The following is a 22,778-nucleotide window of genomic DNA, read 5'->3' on the forward strand; positions in this document are numbered from 1 at the left end:
CGGTTGGAGGCCGTAATGGCTACCCGGGTTGGACGACGCCCGCGGGCCCCGCTGTTACGTTCGGCCGAGGCCCACAGGAGTGGTACCGGGAACACCGGTGACCGCCTTTTCCCCGGAATTCCCCCGGAAATTCTCCCCGCGTCCGTCCGCGGGGTCCGGCCCGCCGTCCCGCGGCCCGGAGCGAGAAACAGAGGACCGCAGTGACGCGTACCGAGGACCAGTCCGACCCCACCGCCGAGACACAACGTCGGGAACTCGCCGAACTGCTGCTCGCCGAGGCCGGGCTGGCCGGCCGGGACCCGTCGTTCGCCCCGGTCGCGGTGAGCGACCCGGCGGCCCCCGCGCCCCTGTCGTCGGCCGAGCGGCGCATGTGGTTCCTGCGCCGGCTCCAGCCCGACGGCGTCGCCTACAACCTGTGCGGCGGCGTCCGGCTGACCGGGCCGCTGGACCCGGCCGCCCTCGGCACCGCCCTCACCGCGCTGGCGGGCGCCCACGACGTCCTGCGGACCGTCTACCCGGCGGGCCCCGACGGCTCCCCCGCCCGCCGGGTGCTGCCCCCGGCACCGGTCCCCCTGCCCCTGACGGACCTCGGGGACGTGCCCGCCGCCGAGCGCGCCGCACGGGCCCGGGCGGCCGTGTACGAGGAGGGGCGGCGCCCCTTCGACCTGGGCGGTGAACTGCCGGTGCGCTTCGGGCTGTTCCGGTTCGGCGCCGACGACCACGTGCTGTCGCTGACGGTGCATCACATCGTCTTCGACGACCTGTCGTGGGGCCGGGTGCTCGACGAACTCGCCCACCGCTACACCGAGGCCACCGGCGGCACGCCCGCGCCCTCCGCCCGGTCCCGCGTCCAGTACGCCGACTACGCCCGCTGGGAGGCGCGCCGGCTCGCCGAGGGTGCGTGGGACGGCCAACTCGCCCACTGGCGCGAGCGGCTGCTGCCCCACCCGCCGGCCCTCGCGCTCCCCGCCGACCTGGACCGCGGCGCCGCGCCGGGTGCCGCGGGCACCGACGGCGTACGGCGCGACGCCCGCCTCGGTGCCGACGCCGCCGGGGCGCTGCGCGCGCTGGCCCGGGAGTCCGGGGTCACCCTGTACACCGCGCTGCTGGCCGCGTACCAGACGGCGCTGCACCGCTGGACCGGCGAGCACGACATCGCCGTCGGCTCGCCGGTGGTCAACCGCGGCCGGGCCGAGTTCGAGGACGTCGTCGGGAACTTCGGCAACACCGTGGTGCTCCGCACCGACCTCGCCGGGGACCCCGCCTTCCGTACCCTGCTCGGCCGCGTCCGGGACGTCTGCGCCGACGCGTTCGCCCATCAGGACGTGCCGTTCGACCGCGTCACCGAGGCGCTGCGGCCTGCCGGTGCGGTGGGCCGGCAAGCACTGTTCGAGGCGGTGTTCTCGTTCGTCACGGCGGAGCCGAGCCGCGTCCGCACCCCTGACGTGCTGTTCGAGGAGCTGCCGCACCACAACGGCACCGCCCGCTTCCCGCTGGTCCTGGAGGCCCGCGAGGCCGGCGGGGACGTCGTCCTCGGACTGACGGCCCGCGCCGACCTGTTCTCCCCGGCCGCCGTCGAGCGGCTGCTCGGGCACCTCGTGGAGCTGTTCCGTGGCGCGGCGCTCGCCCCGGACCGGCGGCTGAGCGAACTGCCGCTGCTCACCGAGGAGGAGGAGCACCGGGCGCTGGCCGAGTGGAGCCGGACGGACGACGACCCGGCCGAGAGCCGGCCCCTCCACCGGCTGGTGGAGGAGCAGGCCGCCCGTACCCCGGACCTGGTCGCGGTGGTCGCGCGGGACGCCACACTGACGTACCGCGAGCTCGACGCGCGGGCCGATGAACTCGCGGTGAGGCTGCGCGCGTCGGGCGCCGGGCCGGAGCGCGTGGTGGGCGTCCACCTGACCCGCTCGCCCACCCTGGTGGTGGCCCTGCTGGCGGTGCTCAAGGCGGGGGCCGCGTTCATGCCGCTGGAGCCCTCCTGGCCGGCGCTGCGGCAGGCGGACGTGGCCCGCGCCTCCCGTCCCGTCCTGGTGCTCACCGACGCGGCCACCACCCCGGCGCCGCCGCCGCTGGACGTTCCGGTGCTCGACCTGGCCGACCCGTCCGCCCCCGTCCACGCTCAACCCTCCCCGGCCGTGGTGGACATGGAAAACATGGCCTATGTCATCCACACCTCGGGCTCCACCGGAACCCCCAAAGGCGTGATGATCCGTCACCAGGCCATCTCCAACCGCCTGGTGTGGCAGTCCCGGCTGCTCGGCATGACCACCGGGGACCGGGTGCTGCACAAGGCGCCGATGGGCTTCGACATCTCCGTCAACGAGATCTTCCTGCCGCTGGTCAACGGCGCCCGCCTGGTCCTGGCCGACCCGGACGCGCACGGCGACATCGCCCACCTCGCCGAGGTGATCGAGCGGGAGGGCGTCACCTTCCTCTACATCGTCGCCTCCATGCTCGACGTGCTGCTGGAACGGGACGACATCGCGCGGACCGCCCGCTCGATCCGCCACCTGTGGTGCGGCGGCGAGGCGCTCACCCCGGCGCTGTACCGGCGGTTCCGCGACCGGCTGGACGCGACGATGTACCACGGCTACGGGCCGGCCGAGGCCACCATCGGCGTCAGCTGCCACGTCTTCGACGAGCGGGCGGACGGCGCGACGGTCACCATCGGGCGCCCCAACCCCAACGCCCGCCTGTACCTGCTCGACCGGGCGCTGCGCCCGGTCCCCGTCGGAGTGCCCGGCGAGCTGTACCTCGGCGGGATGCCGCTGGCCCGGGGCTACTTGAACGACCCGCGCCGGACGGCCGAGGCGTTCGTCCCCGACCCGTTCGCCGACACCCCGGGCGGCCGGCTGTACCGCACCGGCGACCTGGGCCGCTACCGCCCGGACGGCGGGATCGAGTTCCTGGGCCGGGCCGACGACCAGGTCAAGGTGCGCGGCTTCCGCGTGGAGCTCGGCGAGGTGGAGGCGGCGCTCACCGCCCACCCGGCCGTCCGGCAGAGCGCGGTCCTGCTGCGGACCGGCGCGCCGGGCGGCGACCGGCTGGCCGCCTGGTGCGTCCCGGAGCCCGGGGCGGAGGCGCCCGCCGTCGCCGCGCTGCGCGACTGGCTCGCCGCCCGGCTCCCGCACTACGCGGTCCCCGGCGAGCTGCACGTCCTGCCGGCCCTGCCGCTGACCAGCGCGGGCAAGACGGACCGCAGGGCGCTCCTCGCCCTGACCCCGGTGGCCCCGGACGAGGCGGCGACCCCGTTCGTCCGGCCGCGCGACGCCCTGGAGCGGGACGTCGCGGCCGTCTGGGCCGAGCTGCTGGGCCGGGACGACATCGGCGTCCGGCACAACTTCTTCGACCTGGGCGGGCATTCGCTGCTCCTGGTCCGGGCCCAGGCCCTGTACCGGAGCCGGCTCGGCCACGACATCCCCCTGGTCGAGCTCTACGACCACCCCACCGTCGCCTCCCTCGCCGCCCGGATGTCCCGTGGCACGCCGGCGGAGGACGGGGAGACGCCGGAGCTGGACCGGATCCGGGCGCAGGCCGAGCGCCGGCGGCAGACAGCGGCACGGCGCGCGGCGGCCGCCGGCCGGACGGCGCGACAGCGGGCGCAGGCGCCCGGGGAAAGGACGCGGTGAGGACCGTGAACAGCGACATCGCAGCGGACGGGCCCGACGAAGGGACCGACATCGCGGTCGTCGGCATGGCGGGGCGCTTTCCGGGCGCCCCGGACCTGGACGCGTTCTGGGCCGGCCTGACCGAGGGCCGGGAGGCGGTCGCGCCCCTCGACGACGAGACGTACCTGGCGGCGGGCGGCGATCCGGCGCGGCTCGACGACCCGTATCTGGTCAAGGTGGCGTCGGTGGTGGACGGCATCGACGAGTTCGACGCAGAGTTCTTCGGATACCCGCCCTCGGAGGCCGAACTCCTGGACCCACAGCAGCGGTTGTTCCTCCAGTGCGCCCACCACGCCCTGGAGCACGCCGGTTACGGTCCGGGGACGACGACGGGTGCCGTCGGCGTCTACGCCGGTGCCGTGCAGAGCCGTTACTTCCTCGACCACGTCCACCCCCGGCTGCGCGGCGCGGACAGCGTCACCCTGCACCACGCCCAGCTCGGCAACGTCAACAGCACGCTGGCCACCCGCGTCTCGTACGAGCTGGGGCTCACCGGCCCCAGCCTGTCCGTGCAGACCGCCTGCTCCACCTCGCTGGTCGCGGTGCACCTGGCCTGCCAGGACCTGCTCTCGCACCAGTGCGACACGGCCCTGGCCGGCGGCGTCTCGCTCAACCCGGCGCTGCGGCAGGGCTACCGGTACGTCAAGGACGGCCCGTTCTCACACGACGGGCACTGCCGGCCCTTCGACGCCGACGCGACCGGCATGCTGGCGGGCGAGGGCCTCGGCGTCGTGGTGCTCAAGCGGCTGGCGGACGCCCTGGCCGACGGGGACCACATCCACGCCGTCGTCAAGGGCAGTGCGGTCAACAACGACGGCGGCCGCAAGGTCGGCTTCGCCGCGCCCAGCGCCGCCGGGCAGGCCGAGGTGATCGTCGCCGCGCAGGCGGTGGCCGGGGTCGACGCCGGCTCCATCGGCTACGTCGAGGCGCACGGCACCGGCACGCCGGTCGGCGATCCCATCGAAGTGGCCGCGCTCACCCGGGCGTTCGCGGCCTCCACCGACCGGCGCGGCTTCTGCGCGCTGGGCTCGGTCAAGGGCAACATCGGGCACACGGACGCGGCGGCGGGCATCGCCGGGTTCATCAAGACCGTCCTGGCGCTGGAGCACCGGACCATCCCGCCGACCCTGCACTTCCGCTCCCCCAACCCGCTGCTCGGCCTGGAGGACGGCCCCTTCCACGTCCCGACCGCCACCCGGCCGTGGGAGAGCGACGGCCGGCCGCGCCGGGCCGGCGTCAGTTCGCTGGGCATCGGCGGCACCAACGCCCACGTCGTCCTGGAGGAGGCACCCGCGCGCCCGACTCCTCGAACGGACGACGGAGAAGCGCTGTTGACGCTCTCCGCCCGCACCCCCGAGGACCTGACGGCCCTCGCCGGCGATCTCGGCCGGTACCTGCGGGACCACCCCGGCCTGCCGCTCGCCGACGTCGCCCACACCCTCGCCGCCGGCCGCCGCGCCCGCCCCCACCGCCTCGCCCTCACCGCGGCGGACACCGCCGACGCGGCCCGCCGGCTGCTCGCCGCGCCCCCGGCGGCCGGTCCCGCCGGCACCGACCGGCCCGTCGTCTTCCTGTTCCCGGGCGCCGGCTCCCAGCACCCCGGCATGGGCCGCGGCCTGTACGAGCGGGAGCCGGTCTACCGGCGGGAGATCGACCGCTGCGCCGGCGTGCTGCGGCCGCTGCTCGGCCGCGACCTGCGGGACATGCTGTACGGCGACGCCGGGTCCGTCGCCGCTCCCGGCGCCCCGGAAGGGGTCTTCCCGACCCTGGTCGCCACCGAGTACGCCCTGGCCACGCTGCTGATGTCGTGGGGAATCCGGCCCACCGCGCTGCTCGGGCACAGCCTCGGCGAGTACACGGCCGCCTGCGTGTCCGGCGTCCTCGCCCCCGAGGACCTGCTGCCGCTGGTGGTCCGCCGCGAGGAGCTGTTCGCCCGCGCGGCCGGCACCGGCGGGATGCTGGGCGTCGCCCTCGGCGAGGACGCCGTCGCCCCCTACCTGGACGGCGGCCTCTCGCTGGCCGCCGTCAACGGGCCCGGCGCCTGCGCGCTGGCCGGTCCGGAGGAGGCGCTGGCCGGCGCGGAGGAGCGGCTGACGCGCGACGGGGTACGGCACCGCCGCATCCGCTTCGGCGCCGCCGCCCACTCCGCGCTCCTCGACCCGGTCCTCGACACCTACGCCGAGGCCGTCGCCCGACTTCCGCTCAAGGCACCGGAGATCCCGTACGTCTCCAACCTCACCGGCACCTGGATCACACCCGGGCAGGCCACCGACCCGGCCGCCTGGGCGCGGCACACCCGCGAACCCGTCCGCTTCGGCGCCGGCCTCGACACCCTCCTCGCCGACGGCGACCCGGTGCTGCTGGAGGTGGGCCCCGGCCGCGCCCTCACCGGGCTGGTCCGCGCGCGCGGCGGCGACACCCCCGTCGTCCCCGTGATGCGGCACCCGCAGGCGGGGGAGCCCGACCACCGGACGCTGCTGGACGCGGTCGGGCGGCTGTGGACCCTCGGCGTACCGGCCGACGTCGCGGCCGTGCACGCCGGACGGTCGCCGCGCCGGGTCCCGCTGCCCGGCTACCCGTTCCGCCGCGCCCGGCACTGGATCGACGTCCACCGGCCGGCCGGCGATCCCGCTCCCGGCCCGCGGCCCGCCGCGTTCCCCGTCCCCTTGGCGGCGGAACTGCCCCGGATGACCCTCGCCGAGCAGCGGCTGCGCGCCGAACACCCGCCGCTGCGCGACCCGTCGGAGCTGACCGCCGCCCTCGACCGGCTGGCCGTCGCCCACGTGTGCGCGGTGCTCCGCGACGCCGGGCTGCCGCTCGCTCTGGGCGCCGTCCTGGAACGGGAGGGCGTCCACCGGGCGTTCGGCACCGTCCCCGCCTACCGGCGGTTCCTCGACGCCCTGCTGGCCATGCTCACCGACGACGGCATCCTCCGGGAGGACGGCGGACGCCTGCACGTCACCCCGGCCGCCGACGAGGTACCCCAACCGGCCGCCCTCACCCGCGAGATCCTCGCCGGCCACCCCGAACAGGCCGAGGACCTCGCGTTCCTGGAGCACTGCGTCCGGCACTACCCCCGGGTGCTCGACGGCACCACGGCCGGCACCGAGGTACTTCTGCCCGACGGCGACGACGCCCGCCAGCGCGCCCTCATCGACCGCCGCCTCGCCTACAGCGACATCCCCCTCTTCCGCCGGCTGATCGCCCGTACCGTCGCCCGGCTGGCCGGCGAGGCGGGCCGCCCGGTGCGGATCCTGGAGATCGGGGCCGGCCGCGGCTACCTCACCTGGGAGGTGGCGGAGGCGCTGCGCGAACTCCCGGACACCCAGTACCACTTCACCGACCTCGGCCGGTCGTTCGTCCTGGACGGACAGCGCCGGGCCCGGGAGGAGGGGCTCGCCGGGATGGAGTTCGGCGTCCTCGACATCACCAAGGACCCGGCCGCGCAGGGCTTCCCGCCCGGCGGGTTCGACATCGTCCTCGCCTTCAACGTCCTGCACGCCACCCCCGACCTGCGGCGGGCCGTGCGCAACGCGGGCGCGCTGCTCGTCCCGGACGGCGTCCTGATGCTGCTGGAGGCGTCGCGGCAGCAGCGCTGGTCGCTGATGACGACCGGCCTGTACGAGGGCTGGTGGTACTTCGACGACGATCTGCGCGAGGGTTCCCCCCTCGTCACGGCGGACCAGTGGACCGGGCTGCTGGCGGCCGAGGGCTTCGCCGACGTCACCGCCTTCCCCCGGGACGGCGGGGCGGACGGCGCCGACCACACGCTCGTGGCGGCCCGCCGCGCCGGTTCCACCGCGCCGGAGGCCCCCGCCGCCGCTCCGGCCGGCCGCTCCTTCAACCAGCGGCCCGCGCTCTCCGTCCCCTACGCCCCGCCCGGCACGGATCGGGAGAAGGACGTCGTCCGGCTGTGGGAGGACGTCCTGGGCATCGACGGCATCGGCGTGCACGACAACTTCTTCGACCTCGGCGGGGAATCGCTGCTGGCCATGCAGCTGTTCGCGCGGCTGCGCGACACCACGGGCGTCGAACTGTCGCTGCAACGGATCTTCGACGCGCCCACCGTCGCCCAGCTCGTCCCGCTGCTCGACGCGCCCACCGCCGGGGCCGCGCCCCGCATCCGGCCCAGCGCCCGCCGCGCCCGGGCCGCCGCCGGCACCACCCGCGACCACAGGACGGAGTAGCCGTGTCCCCGGCCGACACCAGCCAGCCCAGCACCGCCCCCACCACGCCGGAGGACCCGGACACCCTGCTCTTCCCGGCCTCCTACGCCCAGCAGCGGATGTGGTTCTTCCACCACCTCGACCGCGGCAACCCGTACTACAACATCCCCCTGGCACTGCGGCTCACCGGCGAGGCCGACCCCGCCGCCCTCCAGGCGGCGCTCGACGGCGTCGTCGCCCGCCACGAGATCCTGCGCACGACGTTCGCGGAGCGCGACGGCGAGCCGCACCAGCTGGTCGCGCCCACCGGCGCCGTCCGGCTGGAGACGGCGGAGTGTGCGGCCGAGGCCGAGCACGCGTGGGCCCTGGAGTGGGTGGGCCGGCCGTTCGACCTGACGGCCGGGCCGCTGTTCCGCGCCGCCCTGCTGACCACCGCCCCGGACCGGCACCTGCTGCTGCTCTGCCTCCACCACATCGTCACCGACGGCTGGTCGCTCAACATCCTGACGCGCGAACTCGCCGCCCTCTACCGCGAGCACCGCACCGGCGAGCCGGCGGGCCTGGAACCGCTGGAGATCCAGTACGCCGACTTCGCCGAGTGGCAGCGGGAACGGCTCGACGGCGCGGGGCTGGAGCGCCGCCTGGACTACTGGCGGGAGCGACTGGCCGGGATCCTGCCCCCGTTGGAGGTGCCGACGGACCGCCCCCGCCCCCCGGTCCAGTCCTTCCGCGGCGCCCGCGTCGACTTCGAGCTGCCCGACGACCTGACCCGCGCGCTGCGCGCCACCGGCCGCGCCCACGGCACCACCCTCTTCATGACGCTGCTGGCCGGGGTGACCGCCCTGCTGCACCGCTGGACCGGGCAGGACGACATCCTCGTCGGCTCCCCGATCGCCGGCCGCGACGTACCGGAGACCGAGCCGCTGCTCGGCCTGTTCGTCAACACCCTCGTGCTGCGGGGCGACTTGTCGGGCGCGCCGACCTTCGCCGAGCTGCTCGCCCGCACGCGGCGCGTCTGCACCGGCGCCTACGACCACCAGGACGTGCCGCTGGACAAGCTCGTCGAGGTGCTCCAGCCGGAGCGCGACCCCGGCCGCAACCCGCTGTTCCAGGTCATGTTCGCCCTCCAGAACCCGCCACGCCTCGACTTCCCCCTTCCGGGCGCCCGGTTGGGCGCCGAGCCCCTGCCGCGCCACTCCACCCGCTTCGACCTGGAGTTCCACCTCTGGGAGGACGGTGACCGGCTGCACGGGTCCCTGGTGTACGGCACCGACCTGTTCGACGACGAGACGGCCGTCCGTACGGCGTCCCGCCTGCGCCGCCTGCTGACGGCGGCCGTCCGGGCGCCGGAAACCCCGGTCGCCGACCTGCCGTTCACGGACGACGAGCCGGCGGACGACACGGCGACGGGTGCCGGGGCGACGGCCGCCGCGCGCGTCCCCGCCGACCCGGACACGACCGTGCCGGCCGTCTTCGCCGAGCGGGTCCGGCGGGAGCCGGGGGCTGTCGCGTTCGCGGGGGGTGCGCTCGGGGCCGAGCCGGGCCGGGGCATCCGGGACGCCACTCCCCGCACAGGCGGCGAGCCGGCCGCGACGGAGCTCGCCGAGCGGGACCGGCACACCCCGGATGCCCCTGCCGGCGCCGCCGACCCGGGGGGCCGCGCCTGTCCGACGACCATCGCGCGGCTCTCCGAGCGCGCCCACGCCCTCGCCGGCCGGCTCGCCGCCCGAGGCGTCGTCCGTGGTACGCGCGTCGGACTGCACCTCCCGCCGGGCCCCGACGCCGCGGCGGCGACGCTCGCGCTGCTGGCGCTGGGCGCGGTCTGCGTGCCCGTCGAGCCGGACCTGCCGGTCGCGGCCGCCCGCGCGTGGCTCGCCGAAACGGGTACGGGAACGGTCCTCACCGACCGCCCGGCGGCGCTCCCCGCGGCTGTCGGAGCCCTCGGCCTCGCCGCGCTCGACCGCGAGGCGCCCGGGACGCCCCCGGGCCCGGCGGACGGGCCGCGCGGCACCGATCCGGCGTTCGTCCTGCGCGGTGCCGCCGGGCCGGTGGAGTACGGGCACGCCGCGCTGTGCGCGACCCTGGCCCGGCTCCAGGAGCTGGGCCGCCTCGGTGCCGGCGACACGGTCCTGCACCACCGCACCGCACCGCTGCCCGACGCGGTGCACGCCCTGCTGTGGCCGCTGCTGTACGGCGCCGCCGTGCACCCCGCGCCGGACACCGGCCCGGAGCGGATCGCGGACGGCGGGGTCACCGTCGCCCTGCTGCCGCCCTCCGCGTTGAACGAACTCGCTTGCTCCACACGTCCGTTCAGGCTGCGCCTGGTGCTCACCGACGGCGGCCGGCTCACCGCCCGGCTCGCCGGCCGTTTCCTCGCCGCCCGCCCCGAGACCGTCCTGCACCGGGTGTGGGTACTGCCGGAGGCGGCCGGCTGCGTGGCCTCCCTGCACTGCCGCCCGGGCCTTACCGACGCCGAACTCGCCGCCGGGCAGGGCGACCACCGGCACGTCACCGTCACCGACGATCGCGGCCGGCCGCTGCCCGGCGGAGTCCCCGGCCTGCTGTCCGTCCACCGGCCGGGCGCCGCCGCCCCGGAGCCCACGCCCTGGCGCGGGCGCCGGCTCCACGACGGGCGGCTCGCCGTCGCCGACGACGCGCCACCGCGCCTGGACGGATACGCCGTCGACCTGCCGGCCGTCGAGAACGCCCTGCTCGCCGACGAGACCCTCGCCGCCTGCGCGGTCCTGCCCCGGACCACGGCCGAAGGGGTGGAGGAGCTCGTCGCGTACGCCGTGCCCACCGGCCCGTTCTCCGCCCGCCGGTCGCTCGAACGGGCCGCCGCGCTGCTGCCCGCTCCCCTCGCGCCGCGCACGGTGGTGCCCGTGACCACCCTCCCCCGCGACCGGTCCGGCCGGCTCGACACCGCCGCGCTCGCCGCGCTGCCCGTCGTGGACGAGGACGCCGCGCGGGCCTGGGAACGGGAGCTGACGGCGGCTCCCGGCGGTCCGGCCGCCGCCGTCCTCGTCGAGGAGGCGGCCCCGGAGCCGGAGGAGCGCGTCCACGTCCCGCTGCCCGCCGCCGAGGACCGGCGGGAGCCGGACCCCGACGAGGAGGCCTCGCGCCCGCCGGCCCCGGCGGACGGCGGGCGCCCGGCGGTGGCCGCCGGCCCCCCGGCCGTCGCGCCGTCCGTCCGGACCCTGCCGGAGGCCCTGCACCGCGCGGCACGCGAGGGCCGGGGCGGCATCGTGATCGTCGACCGGCACGGTGCCGAACACGAGCTGTCGTACGCGGAGTTGGCCGAGGAGGCGGCCCGTGTGCTCGGCGGCCTGCGCGCTCTCGGGCTGCGCCCGGGCGACCGCGCCGTCCTGCAGTGCCCCGGCCACCGCGACTTCCTCACCGCCTTCTGGGCCTGCCTCCTCGGCGGCTTCGTCCCCGTCCCGCTCGCCCCCTCCGACGGCTACACCGAGGACACCGCGTCCGTCGAACGCCTGGCCGGTGCCTGGGAGTTGCTCGACCGCCCTCCGATCCTCGCCGACGCCGCGACCGCCGGCGGCCTGCGCGGCCTCGCCGCCCGCCGCGGCTGGGGAGCCGCCCTGCGCCTCGGCGTCCTCGACGAGCTGCGCGGCCACGCTCCCGACCGGGCCGAGCACTCGTGCGCGTCCGACGACGTCGCCCTGCTGCTGCTCACCTCCGGCAGCACCGGCACCCCCAAGGCCGTGCCGCTGCGCCACCGCAACATCCTGGCGCGCTGCGCCGGCACCGCCGCCGCCAACGGTTTCGGGCCCGAGGACGTCACGTTCAACTGGATGCCGCTCGACCACGTCGGCGGGATCGTCATGTTCCACGTCCGCGACGTCTACCTGACGAACCGCCAGATACACGCCCCCACCGGCTGGGTGCTGGAGGACCCGCCGCGCTGGCTCGACGTCGTCCACCGCCACCGGGTGACCCTCACCTGGGCGCCGAACTTCGCCTTCGGCCTGGTCAACGACCGTGCGGCGGACGCGGCGGGGCGCGGCTGGGACCTGTCCTGTTTGCGCTACATCCAGAACGCGGGCGAGGCCATCATGCCGCGCGTCGCCCGCCGCTTCCTCCAGGCGCTCGCCCCGCTCGGCCTGCCCGCCACCGCCATGCGCCCCTCGTGGGGCATGTCCGAGACCTCGTCGGCGGTCACCTACTCCGACGCCTTCACCCTGGCGACGACGTCCGACACCGATCCGTTCACCGAGGTCGGCCGCCCGCTGCCGGGCACCACTCTGCGCATCGTCGACGACGCCGGGAAGACCGTGCCGGAGGGCGTGCCCGGCCGGCTCCAGGTCAGCGGCCCGACGGTCACCTCCGGCTACCACGACAACGAGGCGGAGAACCGGGCCTCCTTCACCCCCGACGGCTGGTTCGAGACCGGTGACCTGGGGGTCGTCCGGGACGGCGCGGTCACCATCACCGGCCGCGCCAAGGACGTCCTCATCATCAACGGCGTCAACCACTACTGCCACGAGATCGAGTCGGTGGTGGAGGAACTGGAGCGGGTCGAGAACTCGTTCACCGCCGCGTGCGCGGTCCGGGACGCCGGGGCGACGACGGACGGCCTGGCCGTGTTCTTCCACCCGGCGCCGGGCGCGGACGTCGCCGCGACGATCCGAGAGATCCGCTCCCTGCTGGTCCGGCGGACCGGCCTCAACCCGCGCCACGTCGTCCCCGTCCGCCGCGAGGACGTGCCCAAGACGGAGATCGGCAAGATCCAGCGGGCCGCGCTGCGCCGCCGCTTCCACTCCGGCGGCTTCGACGCCGTCCTCGCCGAGGTGGACCTGCTGCTGGGCAACGAGCGCACCACGCTGCCCAATTGGTTCCACGAGCGCGCCTGGCGGCCGGCCCGCCCGCTGCCCGCCCCCGCGCCGGACCCGGGCGGGACGCTGCTGGTGCTGGCCGACCCGCTGGGCCTGGCGGACCGCCTGCTGCCGGACCTCGCCGCGCGGGGCCCGCGCGTCGTCCGCGTCGACGCCGGGACGGAGTACGCGCGCGTCGCCGACGACCGCTTCCGCGTCCGCCTCGACCGCGCGGAGGACCACGGCCGCGCTCTGGACGCCCTGGCGGCCGACGGCCGTACGGTGACGGACGTCCTCGACCTCACCACGTACGCCCCGCCGGCTCCGCCCGGCAGCACGGTTCCGCCGGAGACGGCGGCGCTCGTCCACCTCGTCCAGGCCCTCGCCGCCCGGCGAGCCGGCGACGCCCGGGTGACCCTGCGCGTCGTCGGCCGGCACACCCAGCACGTGACACCGGGTGACGTGGTCGACTGCGAACGGGCGTCCAGGCTGGGCCTGTTGACGAGCCTCGGGCAGGAGCTGCCGTGGCTCGACGTCACCCACCTGGACCTTCAGGAAGCCCCGGCGGATGACCAACTGCCGTTTGTTCTGGCGGAACTGACCGCTCGTCGCGGCGACTCGGAGGCCGCCGTCCGGGACGGCGTCCGTACCGTGCCGCGCCTGGCGGCCCTCCGGCCCCCGGCCGGCACGCCGACCCCGGCGCCGTTCCGGCGCGGCGGGCTCGTCGTCGTCACCGGCGGACTGGGCGGACTGGGCACGGAGATCTGCGCGCACCTGCTGGACGCGTACGACGCCCGGCTGCTGATCCTCGGCCGTACCGGCCTCCCGCCGGAGGGCACGGCGGACGACCCCGCCGCTGCGGACACCACGGCCGGCCGGCGCCTGGCCGCGTACCGCGCGCTGCGCGCCAGGAGCGAGCACGTGCTGTACGCGACCGCCGACACCACCCGCGCCGACGAGATCCGCACGGCCCTCGGCAAGGCGGCCGACCGCTGGTCGCTCACGCCGACGGCGGTGCTGCACCTGGCGGGCACGTTCCGCCGACTCCCCTTTCTGGAGCAGTCGGTGGAGGAGCTGGCCGAGGTCCTGGCCCCCAAGACCCTCGGCACCCGCGCCCTGCTCGACGCGCTCGGCGACGCGGCGGAGGAGACCCCCCTCATCACCTTCTCGTCCGTGAACGGCACCTTCGGCGGCGCCATGGTCAGCGCCTACGCGGCGGCCAACGCCCACCTCGACGCACTGGCCCGCGCGGGCCGCGCACAGGGCCGGCGGTTCACCGCCGTCGCCTGGAGCCTCTGGGACGAGACCGGCATGAGCGCCGGCCGCGACCTGGCCGAGCCGGGCCGCGCCCGCGGCTACCGCCCGATCGGCCGCGCCGAGGGCGTACGGTCGTTCGTCCACGCGCTGCGCCTGGACCGGCCGCACGTCCTGGTCGGCCTGGACCCGGCCCGCCCGTGGATCCGCGGCACGCTGGACGCCCCGGCCCGCCCGGCGACGGCCCTCGCGGCCTACACGGAACCGCGCCCCACCACGCAACGCGCCCCTACCGACCGCTACGGCACCCTCCTCCCCACCCGTCAGGTGACCGTCGACTCTCTCCCCCGCACCCCGGACGGCTCCGTAGACCGCGCGGCCCTCCACCGCGCCGACCGCCCGGACCCGGGCGCGGTCCCGGCGGGGAAGACCCAGCGGCTGGTGGCCCGGGTGTGGTGCGAGGTCCTGGGCGTGGACCGGGTGGGCCCGGACGAGAACTTCTTCGACCTCGGCGGCCACTCCCTCCTCATGGCCCGCGTCCACGGCTCCCTCCAGGCGGCCCTGGACCGCGAGTTCTCCATGGTCGACCTCTTCCGCCACCCCACCGTCGCCACCCTGGCCACCTACCTCGACACCCCGGCCACCACGCCGGCCGACACTCCGGGCGCCCCCGCCACTCCCGCCTCGGACCGCGCCGCCCGCCGCCGGGCGGCCCGGTCCGCGGGGCGCAGACGGCGGTGACCCGGGCCCGGCACCGCGTCGATCCTGGTCGGCTTGGTGAACACCAACCGCGTCTTCGTGCGCACCGCCACCCCGTCGAGCGGGAGCGTGGACGACGACCAATGCTTCTCCGTCGTCATCGCCTGTCACTAGTGCTTCAGCGCGACCTCAGGGCTCTTCGCGGTGGGCACCGGGTGGGCGGGGCAGGTGCGGAGGACCTTGGTCATCGCGTCGTGCTCGGCGGGCGTCACCCACAGCTTGTACTGGCGCTTCACCGCGATCTGCCGGGCGACGTAGTCGCAGGCGTAGGTCTTGTTCGCGGGCAGCCAGTCGGCGGCGTCCTTGTCGCCCTTGCCCATGTTGGCCGGGCCGTCGGCGGCGACGAGGTTCAGCGGGTCGTTGGCGAGGGCCTCGCGCCGCGCCTGGGAGAGCTTCTGGGCGCCGGTCTGCCAGGCATCGGAGAGGGCGACGACGTGGTCGATCTGCACCGCCGAGGACCGGGCGCCGCGCTGGAAGCGGATGGTCTTGCCGGTGTAGGGGTCCGCGAGGGTGCCGGAGGTGACGGTGCATCGCGCGGAGCCGTCGAGCTTCGGGTTCTTCAGGTCGCGTCGCAGGATGTCGTTGCGGGTGTCGCAGCCGTTGCCGGAGCCGGGGGCGTCGGTCCGGTCCGACCAGGCCCGGCCGAAGTGCTTGTTCCGGTCGTAACCGGTCTTCGGCGCCGCCTTCTTCACCGGCAGTTCCGCCAGCGCCGCCTTCACCGAGCCCGGCTTGCCGTCGGAGGATGCGCCGGAGCCGTCGCCCCGGTCCTTTGAACACGCCGTCAGCAGCACCGGCAGCAGCAGGGCGGCGGCGACGGCGCCTATGCGTCGGGGGCTGGTCTGGTACGGCACCGGTGTCTCGTTTCGTCCGATAGGGGGCGTGGGTGATCAACTGTGGGAAACCGTAGATCATGAATGAAAGGGGTGCGCACCCGGACCCTCGCCCCTTGCCGTAAGCCCTCAGGAGGGGCGGTTGCCGGGCGACCCGGCCGACGACCGACGGCGGAGGATGCGTCTCCCGCGCCCCTCCCCGCCACCGCCGCCGCTCTCGCCGCCGCCCAGGACGAACGTCAGCCACATGTCGGCGCCACGGGCGGCCAGGAAGCGCCGGCGCTCCCGGCGCGAGCGCGGGCGTGCGGAACCGGCGCCCCGCGCGCCCTGCGGTGGGAGCGCGGCAGAGGCGAGGCGGTGGCCCGCCCGGGCGAGGTCGGCCAGGACGCGGTCCCGGGGCCGCTCGCCGCGCCCGCCGAGCAACTCCGTGTATAGCCCCTCGATTTCGGCCACGGCAGCACCGACGATCAGGTCGCCGCCGGCCGTCGGTGTCGTCCTGTCCCGCGCCATCCGCAGCCCCCTTCGGACGAGTCGTCGCGACGCGTGGTGGCGACGAGCGGTCGCCGGGTCGCGCACATGACTTGCCCAACTGCGCAACCGGGCAACCGCGCGAGCCGGAGATCGTCCTGCCGCACGGGCGGTCCGCGAGGGGGAGGGGTTACGGGCTGGCCGGGTCGAAACCGTAGCGGAGCGGCTCTTCGTCCACGCGCAGGTCGCGCCGGTAGACGTACAGCCCGTCCACGCGCACGTCACCGAAGGGGACTTCGACGACGCACGGACGGGTGACCTGCAGCACCGCCGGCCGGTCGGCCACCGTGATCCTCATGCCGTCGGCCGGCCCGCCGGCCAGCACCGCCGTCTCCTGCCCCCGCACGCCGTCTCCCGCCATGGGGACACTTTACGCATTGCGCAAGTGGGGAACAAACAGCGGTGGCAGGGCCGTCAGTCCTCGTAGTAGTTGTTGACGATCACGTCCGGCTCGTCGTCGTCGAACGCCTCGTTCAGCAGCGCACCGCCGACGAGACCGGCGGCACCGGCACCGATGAGCGCGCCCGCGCCGAACCGGCGCCCGCCCTGCTGCCCGCCGCCCTGCTGCGGGTCGGCGTGCGGGGCGGGGTAGCCCTGCTGCTGGGGCTGCGGGTAACCCTGCTGCTGCGGCTGGGGGTAGCCGGCCTGCGGGTAACCCGGCTGGGGGTAACCCTGCTGCTGCGGGGTGTAGTACGGGGGCGGCGTGGTCTGCACACGGTGCGCGCAGCCGCCGCACGCCTGGACCGGCCGGGGCACGCCCCACTGCGGCGACCAGGACACCGTCGTCATGCCGGGGCCATGGCTGGGGTCGAAGAAGCAGGTCACGGAAGAACTCCCTGGGGGTTGCTGGGGTGCCGCCGCAATCGTCGGCGCGCTGTGGGGCGTCGAGGGGACGACGACCGTCGGTGTCGGGGTGGACGCCGGGGCCGGGGGCGGCGTCGGGGCGGCCATCGCCGCCGGGGCCGGGGCACCGTCGGCTGCCTTGTGGATCCGCGCGGGCGCGGCGGACGCGGCGGGTTCGGCGGATGTCACGGGCGGAACCGACGTGGCAGGCGCCGCCGCCGCGTCCCGCAGCACGTCCACCCCGTAGTCCGCGGCGATCCCCGCGAGCCCCGAGGCGTACCCCTGCCCCACCGCCCGGAACTTCCATTCGGCGCCGTGGCGGTACAGCTCCCCGAAGACCATCGCGGTCTCGTCCCCGGCGTCCCCGGCCGCGAGCTCGTAGCGGGCCAGTTCGGCCCCGCCCTCCCCGTCGGTGACCCGGATGTGGGCGCCGCGGACCTGCCGGAAGTCCTGGCCGCGCGCCTCGGCCTCGTACAGGGACACCGGAAAGACGATCTTCATGACGTCCGCCGGGACCCGCCCGAGGTCGACGTGGATCCGCTGGGCGTCACCCGCCGGGCCGGCGCCGCCGGCGTCCCCGGCGTGCCGGACGGAACCGTCCGGGCTGGTCAGGTTGTTGAAGAAGACGAAGTGCCCGTCGGAGAGCACCTTCCCGGACCCGCCGCACAGCAGCGCGCTGGCGTCCAGGTCGCATCCCGGGGCCGCCTGCCAGCCCAGTCCGACCGTCACCGCGGTCAGCCCGGGGGCCTGCCTGCTCAGCGAGACGTTGCCGCCCTTGGTCAGGGCCACACCCGCCACACCCCTCTCCCTTCCCTCACAACCGCTCCGGCCCCGCGCGGCGCACCGCACCGGATGCGCTCGGGACCGGCTCGACCGTTTCCGTCGATTCCCTTGATTCCTGCTGACACGACGGCTCTCACCTGGGGGAACGTCATGTCGCCCCGGCACGTCGCCATGTCACCGCCTGACGCCCATACTTTAGCGCTTGCGCAACAGGGGAACCGTAGGGGTGGCTCCGACCGTTCTCCTACCCGACCGTTCTCACCATCGACGACCAACGGCGGCGCGTGCGCCGGCCACCCCGGAAAGGGCGGAGGAACACACATGGGCATCATCGGCTGGATCGTCCTGGGCCTGCTGGCCGGAGCGATCGCGAAGATCCTGCTCCCGGGCCGGGACCCGGGCGGCCTCATCGGCACCACCCTGATCGGCATCGCGGGCTCGTTCATCGGCGGCTGGCTGTCGGCGAAGTTCCTGCACCGGTCGGTCACCCACCACTTCTTCGACGCGGCCACCTGGGCCGCCGCCATCGGGGGCTCGCTCGTCCTGCTGATCGGATACCGCATCCTGTTCGGCAACTCGCGCGACTGAGCGCCGTCGACGCGCCCGGCGTCGCCTCACGGCGTCACCCGACGACGACGGTCCACGGCCGCACGGACCACCGTGTGACCAGTCCGTGCCGCACATAAGGGTCCCGATCGGCGAACTCCTCGACGACCGACGGGTCATCGACCCGCCACACCAGCAACGCCCGGTCCACGGGCCCGTCCAGGGCCCCGGCCAGGACCAGTGCGCCCTGCTCGTGCGCCTCCCGCGCGAGCCCCAGGTGCTCCTCGCGCAGGGGTGCCCGGCGCTCGACGTAGTCGTCGACGAGCGCGTATTCCAGCACGTAGTACGCCATGTTCATCCTCCGCCGTCCGGTGGCCGGGCTCTGAGGCCGCACCTTACTGCCCGGCCGGCGGCGGCCGGCCGCCGGGACGTCCCGCCCGCGGCCGGAGACGTCCAGGCGGACGAAGGTCGGCATGACCACCCTCCGCACCGGCCGCGATCGCTGCGCGAGGTGCAGGGGCGCGGACCGCCGCGGAACTCCCCCACGTGTAGGGGCCGATGGGACGCTCGGTCACCGCGTACCGGCCAGGCGCACCGGTCGACCAGTCCGACGGCGACGGGGTCGTCGAGGAGCGGGGGTTCCGGCGGGCGGCCGACGCCCGGTGGTGCAGCGTCCACAAGGACGTCAGGGCGACGGGCGGCAGGGCGAGCGGGCCCCGGGCTTCCTCGGAAGTCCCCATGGAGCGGGTCTACCCCTCGGCCGCGGCGGGCAGGGCGCGCCGGGGGACGGCCGTCCTCCCGGGGGAAGCGGCGTACGTCCGTGCGAGGCCGCGCCGGAGTTCGACGGCAGCCGGGCCGGGGAGCGGCCGCACGGATCCGCCGTCGGGACGGGGAGAGGAAGTCCCGCCCCGGCCGCGTCCCGCACGGAACCACCCGCCGCCTGAGGCCGGGCCGTACCGGCCGGGGAAGGACAACGGCCGCTACCATGGGAAGCCATGTGCATGCGATGCGTCATGACTGCCCGACGGTGACCGGCCACGTCCACCGGAGGGGCGGAGAGGACCGAGCGCGTATGGCGGCGAAGCGCGACGACCGCGGCGAGAGCAGGGACCTGGAGGTCAATCCGGTCTTCAGCCGGGAGCCCGTCCGGGTCCCGCGCTACACGCTGCCGGACGGGCAGATGCATCCGGAAACCGCCTACCAGGTGGTGCACGACGAGCTGATGCTCGACGGGAACGCCCGGCAGAATCTGGCGACGTTCGTCTCCACCTGGGCCGAACCCCAGGCGCGGCGCCTGATGGCGGAGTGCACCGAGAAGAACATGATCGACAAGGACGAGTACCCGCAGACCGCGGGGCTCGAGAACCGGTGCGTGCGCATGCTCGCCCGGCTCTGGCACGCCGAGGACCCCCACCACGCGATCGGCTGCTCGACCACCGGGTCGAGCGAGGCGGCGATGCTCGGCGGGCTGGCGCTCAAACGGCGCTGGCAGCACAGGCGCCGCGCCGAGGGCAGGCCCACCGACCGGCCCAACCTCGTCATGGGCATCAACGTGCAGATCTGCTGGGAGAAGTTCGCCGACTACTTCGAGGTGGAGGCCCGCTACGTGCCCATGGAGGGCGACCGCTACCACCTCACCCCCGAGACGGCGGTGGAGCTGTGCGACGAGAACACCATCGGCGTGGTCGCCGTCCTCGGCTCCACCTTCGACGGCAGCTACGAGCCCGTCGCCGGCATCGCGGCGGCGCTGGACGGCCTGCGGGACCGGACCGGCCTGGACATCCCCGTCCACGTCGACGCGGCGTCCGGCGGGATGATCGCGCCGTTCCTCGACCCGGACCTGGAGTGGGACTTCCGGCTGCCGCGGGTCGCCTCGATCAACACCTCCGGGCACAAGTTCGGCCTGGTCATGCCCGGGGTCGGGTGGGCGCTGTGGCGCGACCGGGAGGCCCTCCCCGACGACCTGGTCTTCCACGTCAACTACCTCGGCGGGGACATGCCCACGTTCGCGCTGAACTTCTCCCGCCCGGGCGCCCAGGTCGTCGCGCAGTACTACAACTTCCTCCGCCTCGGCTTCGAGGGCTACCGGCGGGTCCAGCTGACCTGCCGCGACGTCGCCACTCGCCTGGCCGCCGAGATCGCCGGGCTCGGGCCGTTCGAGCTGATCACCGACGGTGGTGACATCCCCGTCTTCGCCTTCCGGATCCGGGACGGCATCGACCACTTCAGCGTCTTCGACGTCTCCGCCGCCCTGCGCGAACGCGGCTGGCAGGTGCCCGCCTACACCTTCCCGAAGAACCGTACGGACCTCGCCGTCCTGCGCGTCGTGGTCCGCAACGGCTTCAGCCACGACCTGGCCGACCTGCTCCTGGACGACCTGGGCCGGGCCCTGACCCGGCTGGACAAGCAGCACGAGCCGCACCGCGACGCCGACGACGCCGGCGGCTTCGCCCACGGCGCCGAGACCAAGAACCCCCGCCGCCCCGGCCGTCACTGACCACCCACCACCGGACGGCCGTGCTCTCGCCTGCGGGCGCGGGCCGGCCGCCTGGCGACCAAGGAGAAGAACCATGTGTCGCCTGTTCGGTCTCAGCAGTGCCCCGCAGCGCGGTCCCGCGACGTTCTGGCTGCTGGACGCCCCCGACAGCCTCAGCCGGCAGAGCCGCAAGGACCCCGACGGCACCGGCCTGGGCCACTTCGCGGCGGACGGGACCCCGCGCGTCGACAAGGCACCCATCGCCGCCTACCGGGACCGCGCCTTCGCCGAAGAGGCCCGGCAGGTGCGGTCGGCCACCTTCGTCGCCCATGTGCGCTACGCCTCCACCGGCAGCCTGGACACCCGCAACACCCACCCCTTCGCACAGGACGGCCGGCTGTTCGCCCACAACGGCGTCATCGAGGGCCTCGACGCGCTCGACGCCCGTCTGGGCGAGGACCGCTCCCTCGTCAAGGGCGACACCGACTCCGAACGGTTCTTCGCCCTGATCACCCGCGAAACGAGGGAGAGGGGCGGCGACGTCGGCGCCGGCGTCGAGCACGCCGCCCGCTGGATCGCCCGCAACCTGCCCGTCTACGCCCTCAACCTCGTCCTCGTCACGTCCACGGACCTGTGGGCGCTGCGCTACCCGGACACCCACGAGCTGTACGTGCTGGAGCGCCCGGCGGGCGGTCCGCACGGCGGACGGCACCTCGACCACAGCGGCAGCCGGGGGCGCATGCGCGTCCACTCCGCGCACCTGGCCGGCCACCCGGCCGTCGTCATCGCCAGCGAGCGCATGGACGACAACCCCCACTGGCGCCTGATGGAGCCGGGCGAACTCCTCCACGTCGCCCCCGGCCCGCACACCACCCGCCGCGTGGTCCTCCCCGAGGCCCCGGCATACCGCCTGAGCCTCACCGACCTGAACCCGGACGCCGCCGCCTCCCAGAAGGCCGCCTAGCGCGGGCCCGGGCCCCGTTCCCCCTTCACCGGGCCAGGGCCGCGCGGAGGAACGCGAGGATCTCCGCCCGGGCGGCCCCGGCCTGCGGTTCCACGCCGGGCAGGGTGAGGAACGCGTGCCGCGCCCCCGGGTGTTCGGTGAGCCGCGCGGGGGTCCCCACTATGCACGCAATGCGTGCAACAGCAAGTGCATGAGTTAGGGTCAGTCCGGACGAGAGGGGCGTCATGACTGGCCGACGGCGATGGTCGACCGAGGAGATCCTGGACACGGCGGCGGAACTGCTGCGCACGGGCGACGCCGAGTCGTTCAGCGTGCGCCGGCTCGCCGCAGCGCTCGAAACCGATTCCTCCAGCCTCTACCGGCACTTCCGCAACAAGACCGAGCTGATGCGCGCGGTCGCCGACCGGATCCTGCTGGCCGCCATGGACGGCCACCGCCCCGAGGGCGACTGGAAGCAGCGCATCACCGCCCTGGCCCTGCGCCTGCGCGAGGCGTTCGGCGAGCAGCTCCAGATCGCCACGGTGTGGGGCCGCTACGGGTCCGGCGGCACCGGATCCCGGCTGGTCATGGAGGAACTGCTGCAGGCCCTGCGCGCGTCCGGCCTGCCCGACGACGAGATCCCGGGGCACTACCACCGCATCGTGATCCTCCTCTCCGCACTGATCACCTCCGAGGCCGGCATCAACGCCACCACCCCCAAGGAGCACGAACAGGCCATGGAACAGTTCCGCGTCGCCGTGCTCGGCGCCGACCCCGAACACTTCCCCGCCCTGGCCCACTTCGCCCGCGACATCCGCCCCCTCGGGGCGGACCGCCGCGCCGCGTTCGAGGAGCTCCTCGCCGCCCACCTCGCCCGGATCGAGGCCCGGATCCCCTGACGTCCCGGCCGTGCGTCCTCAGCCGAGGCCGGAGCCGCGCCCGGGAAGAAGGCGGCGCTCTGGGCGTACTCCATCGCCTCGGTGAACTCCCGGTCGCCGAGGCGGCGTTCGATCTCCCGCGGGCCCGGCTCCTCCACCCGCGTCCGGCGGATCGCGCACCCGTCCCACGCGGTCGCCGAAGAACACGTGGGTGACCTCGGCGACCGAGGTGCCGCCGGCCGCGACGGCCCGCCGGTGGACGGCGCCGGCGGGCCCGA

The 22,778-nt window shown here is 75.3% G+C and carries 11 protein-coding genes and 2 pseudogenes; 7 read left to right on the plus strand and 6 right to left on the minus strand.

Annotation, left to right across the window (positions count from 1 at the left end; all coding sequences use genetic code 11):
- The first annotated feature begins 200 nt into the window (after positions 1-200).
- From ACH4PU_RS06215 to ACH4PU_RS06225, 3 genes are read left to right on the plus strand one after another with little or no spacing between them, the layout of a single operon-like run.
- Positions 201-3,629: an amino acid adenylation domain-containing protein gene (locus ACH4PU_RS06215; protein ID WP_398266781.1), complete on the plus strand. Its 3,429-nt coding sequence runs from the start codon at positions 201-203 to the stop codon at positions 3,627-3,629.
- 5 nt (positions 3,630-3,634) lie between these two features.
- Positions 3,635-7,855, plus strand: a complete 4,221-nt coding sequence (locus ACH4PU_RS06220) for a type I polyketide synthase (RefSeq protein ID WP_398266784.1) — start codon at positions 3,635-3,637, stop codon at positions 7,853-7,855.
- A 2-nt stretch (positions 7,856-7,857) separates the two neighbouring features.
- Positions 7,858-14,655 carry an SDR family NAD(P)-dependent oxidoreductase gene (locus ACH4PU_RS06225; RefSeq protein ID WP_398266787.1) on the plus strand — a complete coding sequence of 2,266 codons (6,798 nt, stop codon included), beginning with the start codon at positions 7,858-7,860 and terminating at the stop codon, positions 14,653-14,655.
- Between the two features lie 128 nt (positions 14,656-14,783).
- Here the strand turns inward: ACH4PU_RS06225 and ACH4PU_RS06230 are convergent, their stop codons facing one another.
- The 4 genes and pseudogenes from ACH4PU_RS06230 to ACH4PU_RS06245 all read right to left on the minus strand — a co-directional run.
- On the minus strand, positions 14,784-15,458 hold the full coding sequence (locus ACH4PU_RS06230) for an HNH endonuclease family protein (protein ID WP_398266988.1): 675 nt from the start codon (positions 15,456-15,458) through the stop codon (positions 14,784-14,786).
- Between the two features lie 174 nt (positions 15,459-15,632).
- Positions 15,633-16,013, minus strand: coding sequence for a hypothetical protein (locus ACH4PU_RS06235; RefSeq protein ID WP_398266790.1), 381 nt, complete (start codon positions 16,011-16,013; stop codon positions 15,633-15,635).
- Positions 16,014-16,161: 148 nt separating this feature from the next.
- Entirely contained in the window at positions 16,162-16,392 is a 231-nt protein-coding gene (locus ACH4PU_RS06240; protein WP_398266793.1) for a hypothetical protein, read from the minus strand.
- A 713-nt stretch (positions 16,393-17,105) separates the two neighbouring features.
- Positions 17,106-17,672: pseudogene (locus ACH4PU_RS06245) on the minus strand (TerD family protein); the annotation flags it as partial.
- A 306-nt stretch (positions 17,673-17,978) separates the two neighbouring features.
- Here ACH4PU_RS06245 and ACH4PU_RS06250 point away from each other — a divergent pair.
- Positions 17,979-18,245: a GlsB/YeaQ/YmgE family stress response membrane protein gene (locus tag ACH4PU_RS06250; protein WP_004940892.1), complete on the plus strand. Its 267-nt coding sequence runs from the start codon at positions 17,979-17,981 to the stop codon at positions 18,243-18,245.
- A gap of 34 nt (positions 18,246-18,279) precedes the next feature.
- Here ACH4PU_RS06250 and ACH4PU_RS06255 read toward each other — a convergent pair whose 3' ends face one another.
- The gene (locus tag ACH4PU_RS06255) at positions 18,280-18,678 is read right to left on the minus strand and encodes a YciI-like protein (RefSeq protein ID WP_398266797.1); all 399 of its coding nucleotides are present in this window, start codon (positions 18,676-18,678) and stop codon (positions 18,280-18,282) included.
- Between the two features lie 597 nt (positions 18,679-19,275).
- Between ACH4PU_RS06255 and ACH4PU_RS06260 the strand changes: the two genes are divergently transcribed.
- Together ACH4PU_RS06260 and ACH4PU_RS06265 are read left to right on the plus strand one after the other, a co-directional pair.
- On the plus strand, positions 19,276-20,700 hold the full coding sequence (locus tag ACH4PU_RS06260) for a glutamate decarboxylase (protein ID WP_398266800.1): 1,425 nt from the start codon (positions 19,276-19,278) through the stop codon (positions 20,698-20,700).
- Between the two features lie 73 nt (positions 20,701-20,773).
- Positions 20,774-21,643, plus strand: a complete 870-nt coding sequence (locus ACH4PU_RS06265) for a class II glutamine amidotransferase (protein WP_398266803.1) — start codon at positions 20,774-20,776, stop codon at positions 21,641-21,643.
- A gap of 25 nt (positions 21,644-21,668) precedes the next feature.
- Here the strand turns inward: ACH4PU_RS06265 and ACH4PU_RS06270 are convergent.
- Positions 21,669-21,800, minus strand: a pseudogene (locus ACH4PU_RS06270) (alpha/beta hydrolase); the annotation flags it as partial.
- Positions 21,801-21,867: 67 nt separating this feature from the next.
- Here ACH4PU_RS06270 and ACH4PU_RS06275 point away from each other — a divergent pair.
- Positions 21,868-22,521 carry a TetR/AcrR family transcriptional regulator gene (locus ACH4PU_RS06275; RefSeq protein WP_398266806.1) on the plus strand — a complete coding sequence of 218 codons (654 nt, stop codon included), beginning with the start codon at positions 21,868-21,870 and terminating at the stop codon, positions 22,519-22,521.
- The last annotated feature ends 257 nt before the right edge of the window (positions 22,522-22,778 follow it).

The sequence above is a fragment of the Streptomyces sp. NPDC021100 genome, assembly GCF_044333095.1.
Taxonomy (GTDB): Bacteria; Actinomycetota; Actinomycetes; order Streptomycetales; family Streptomycetaceae; genus Streptomyces.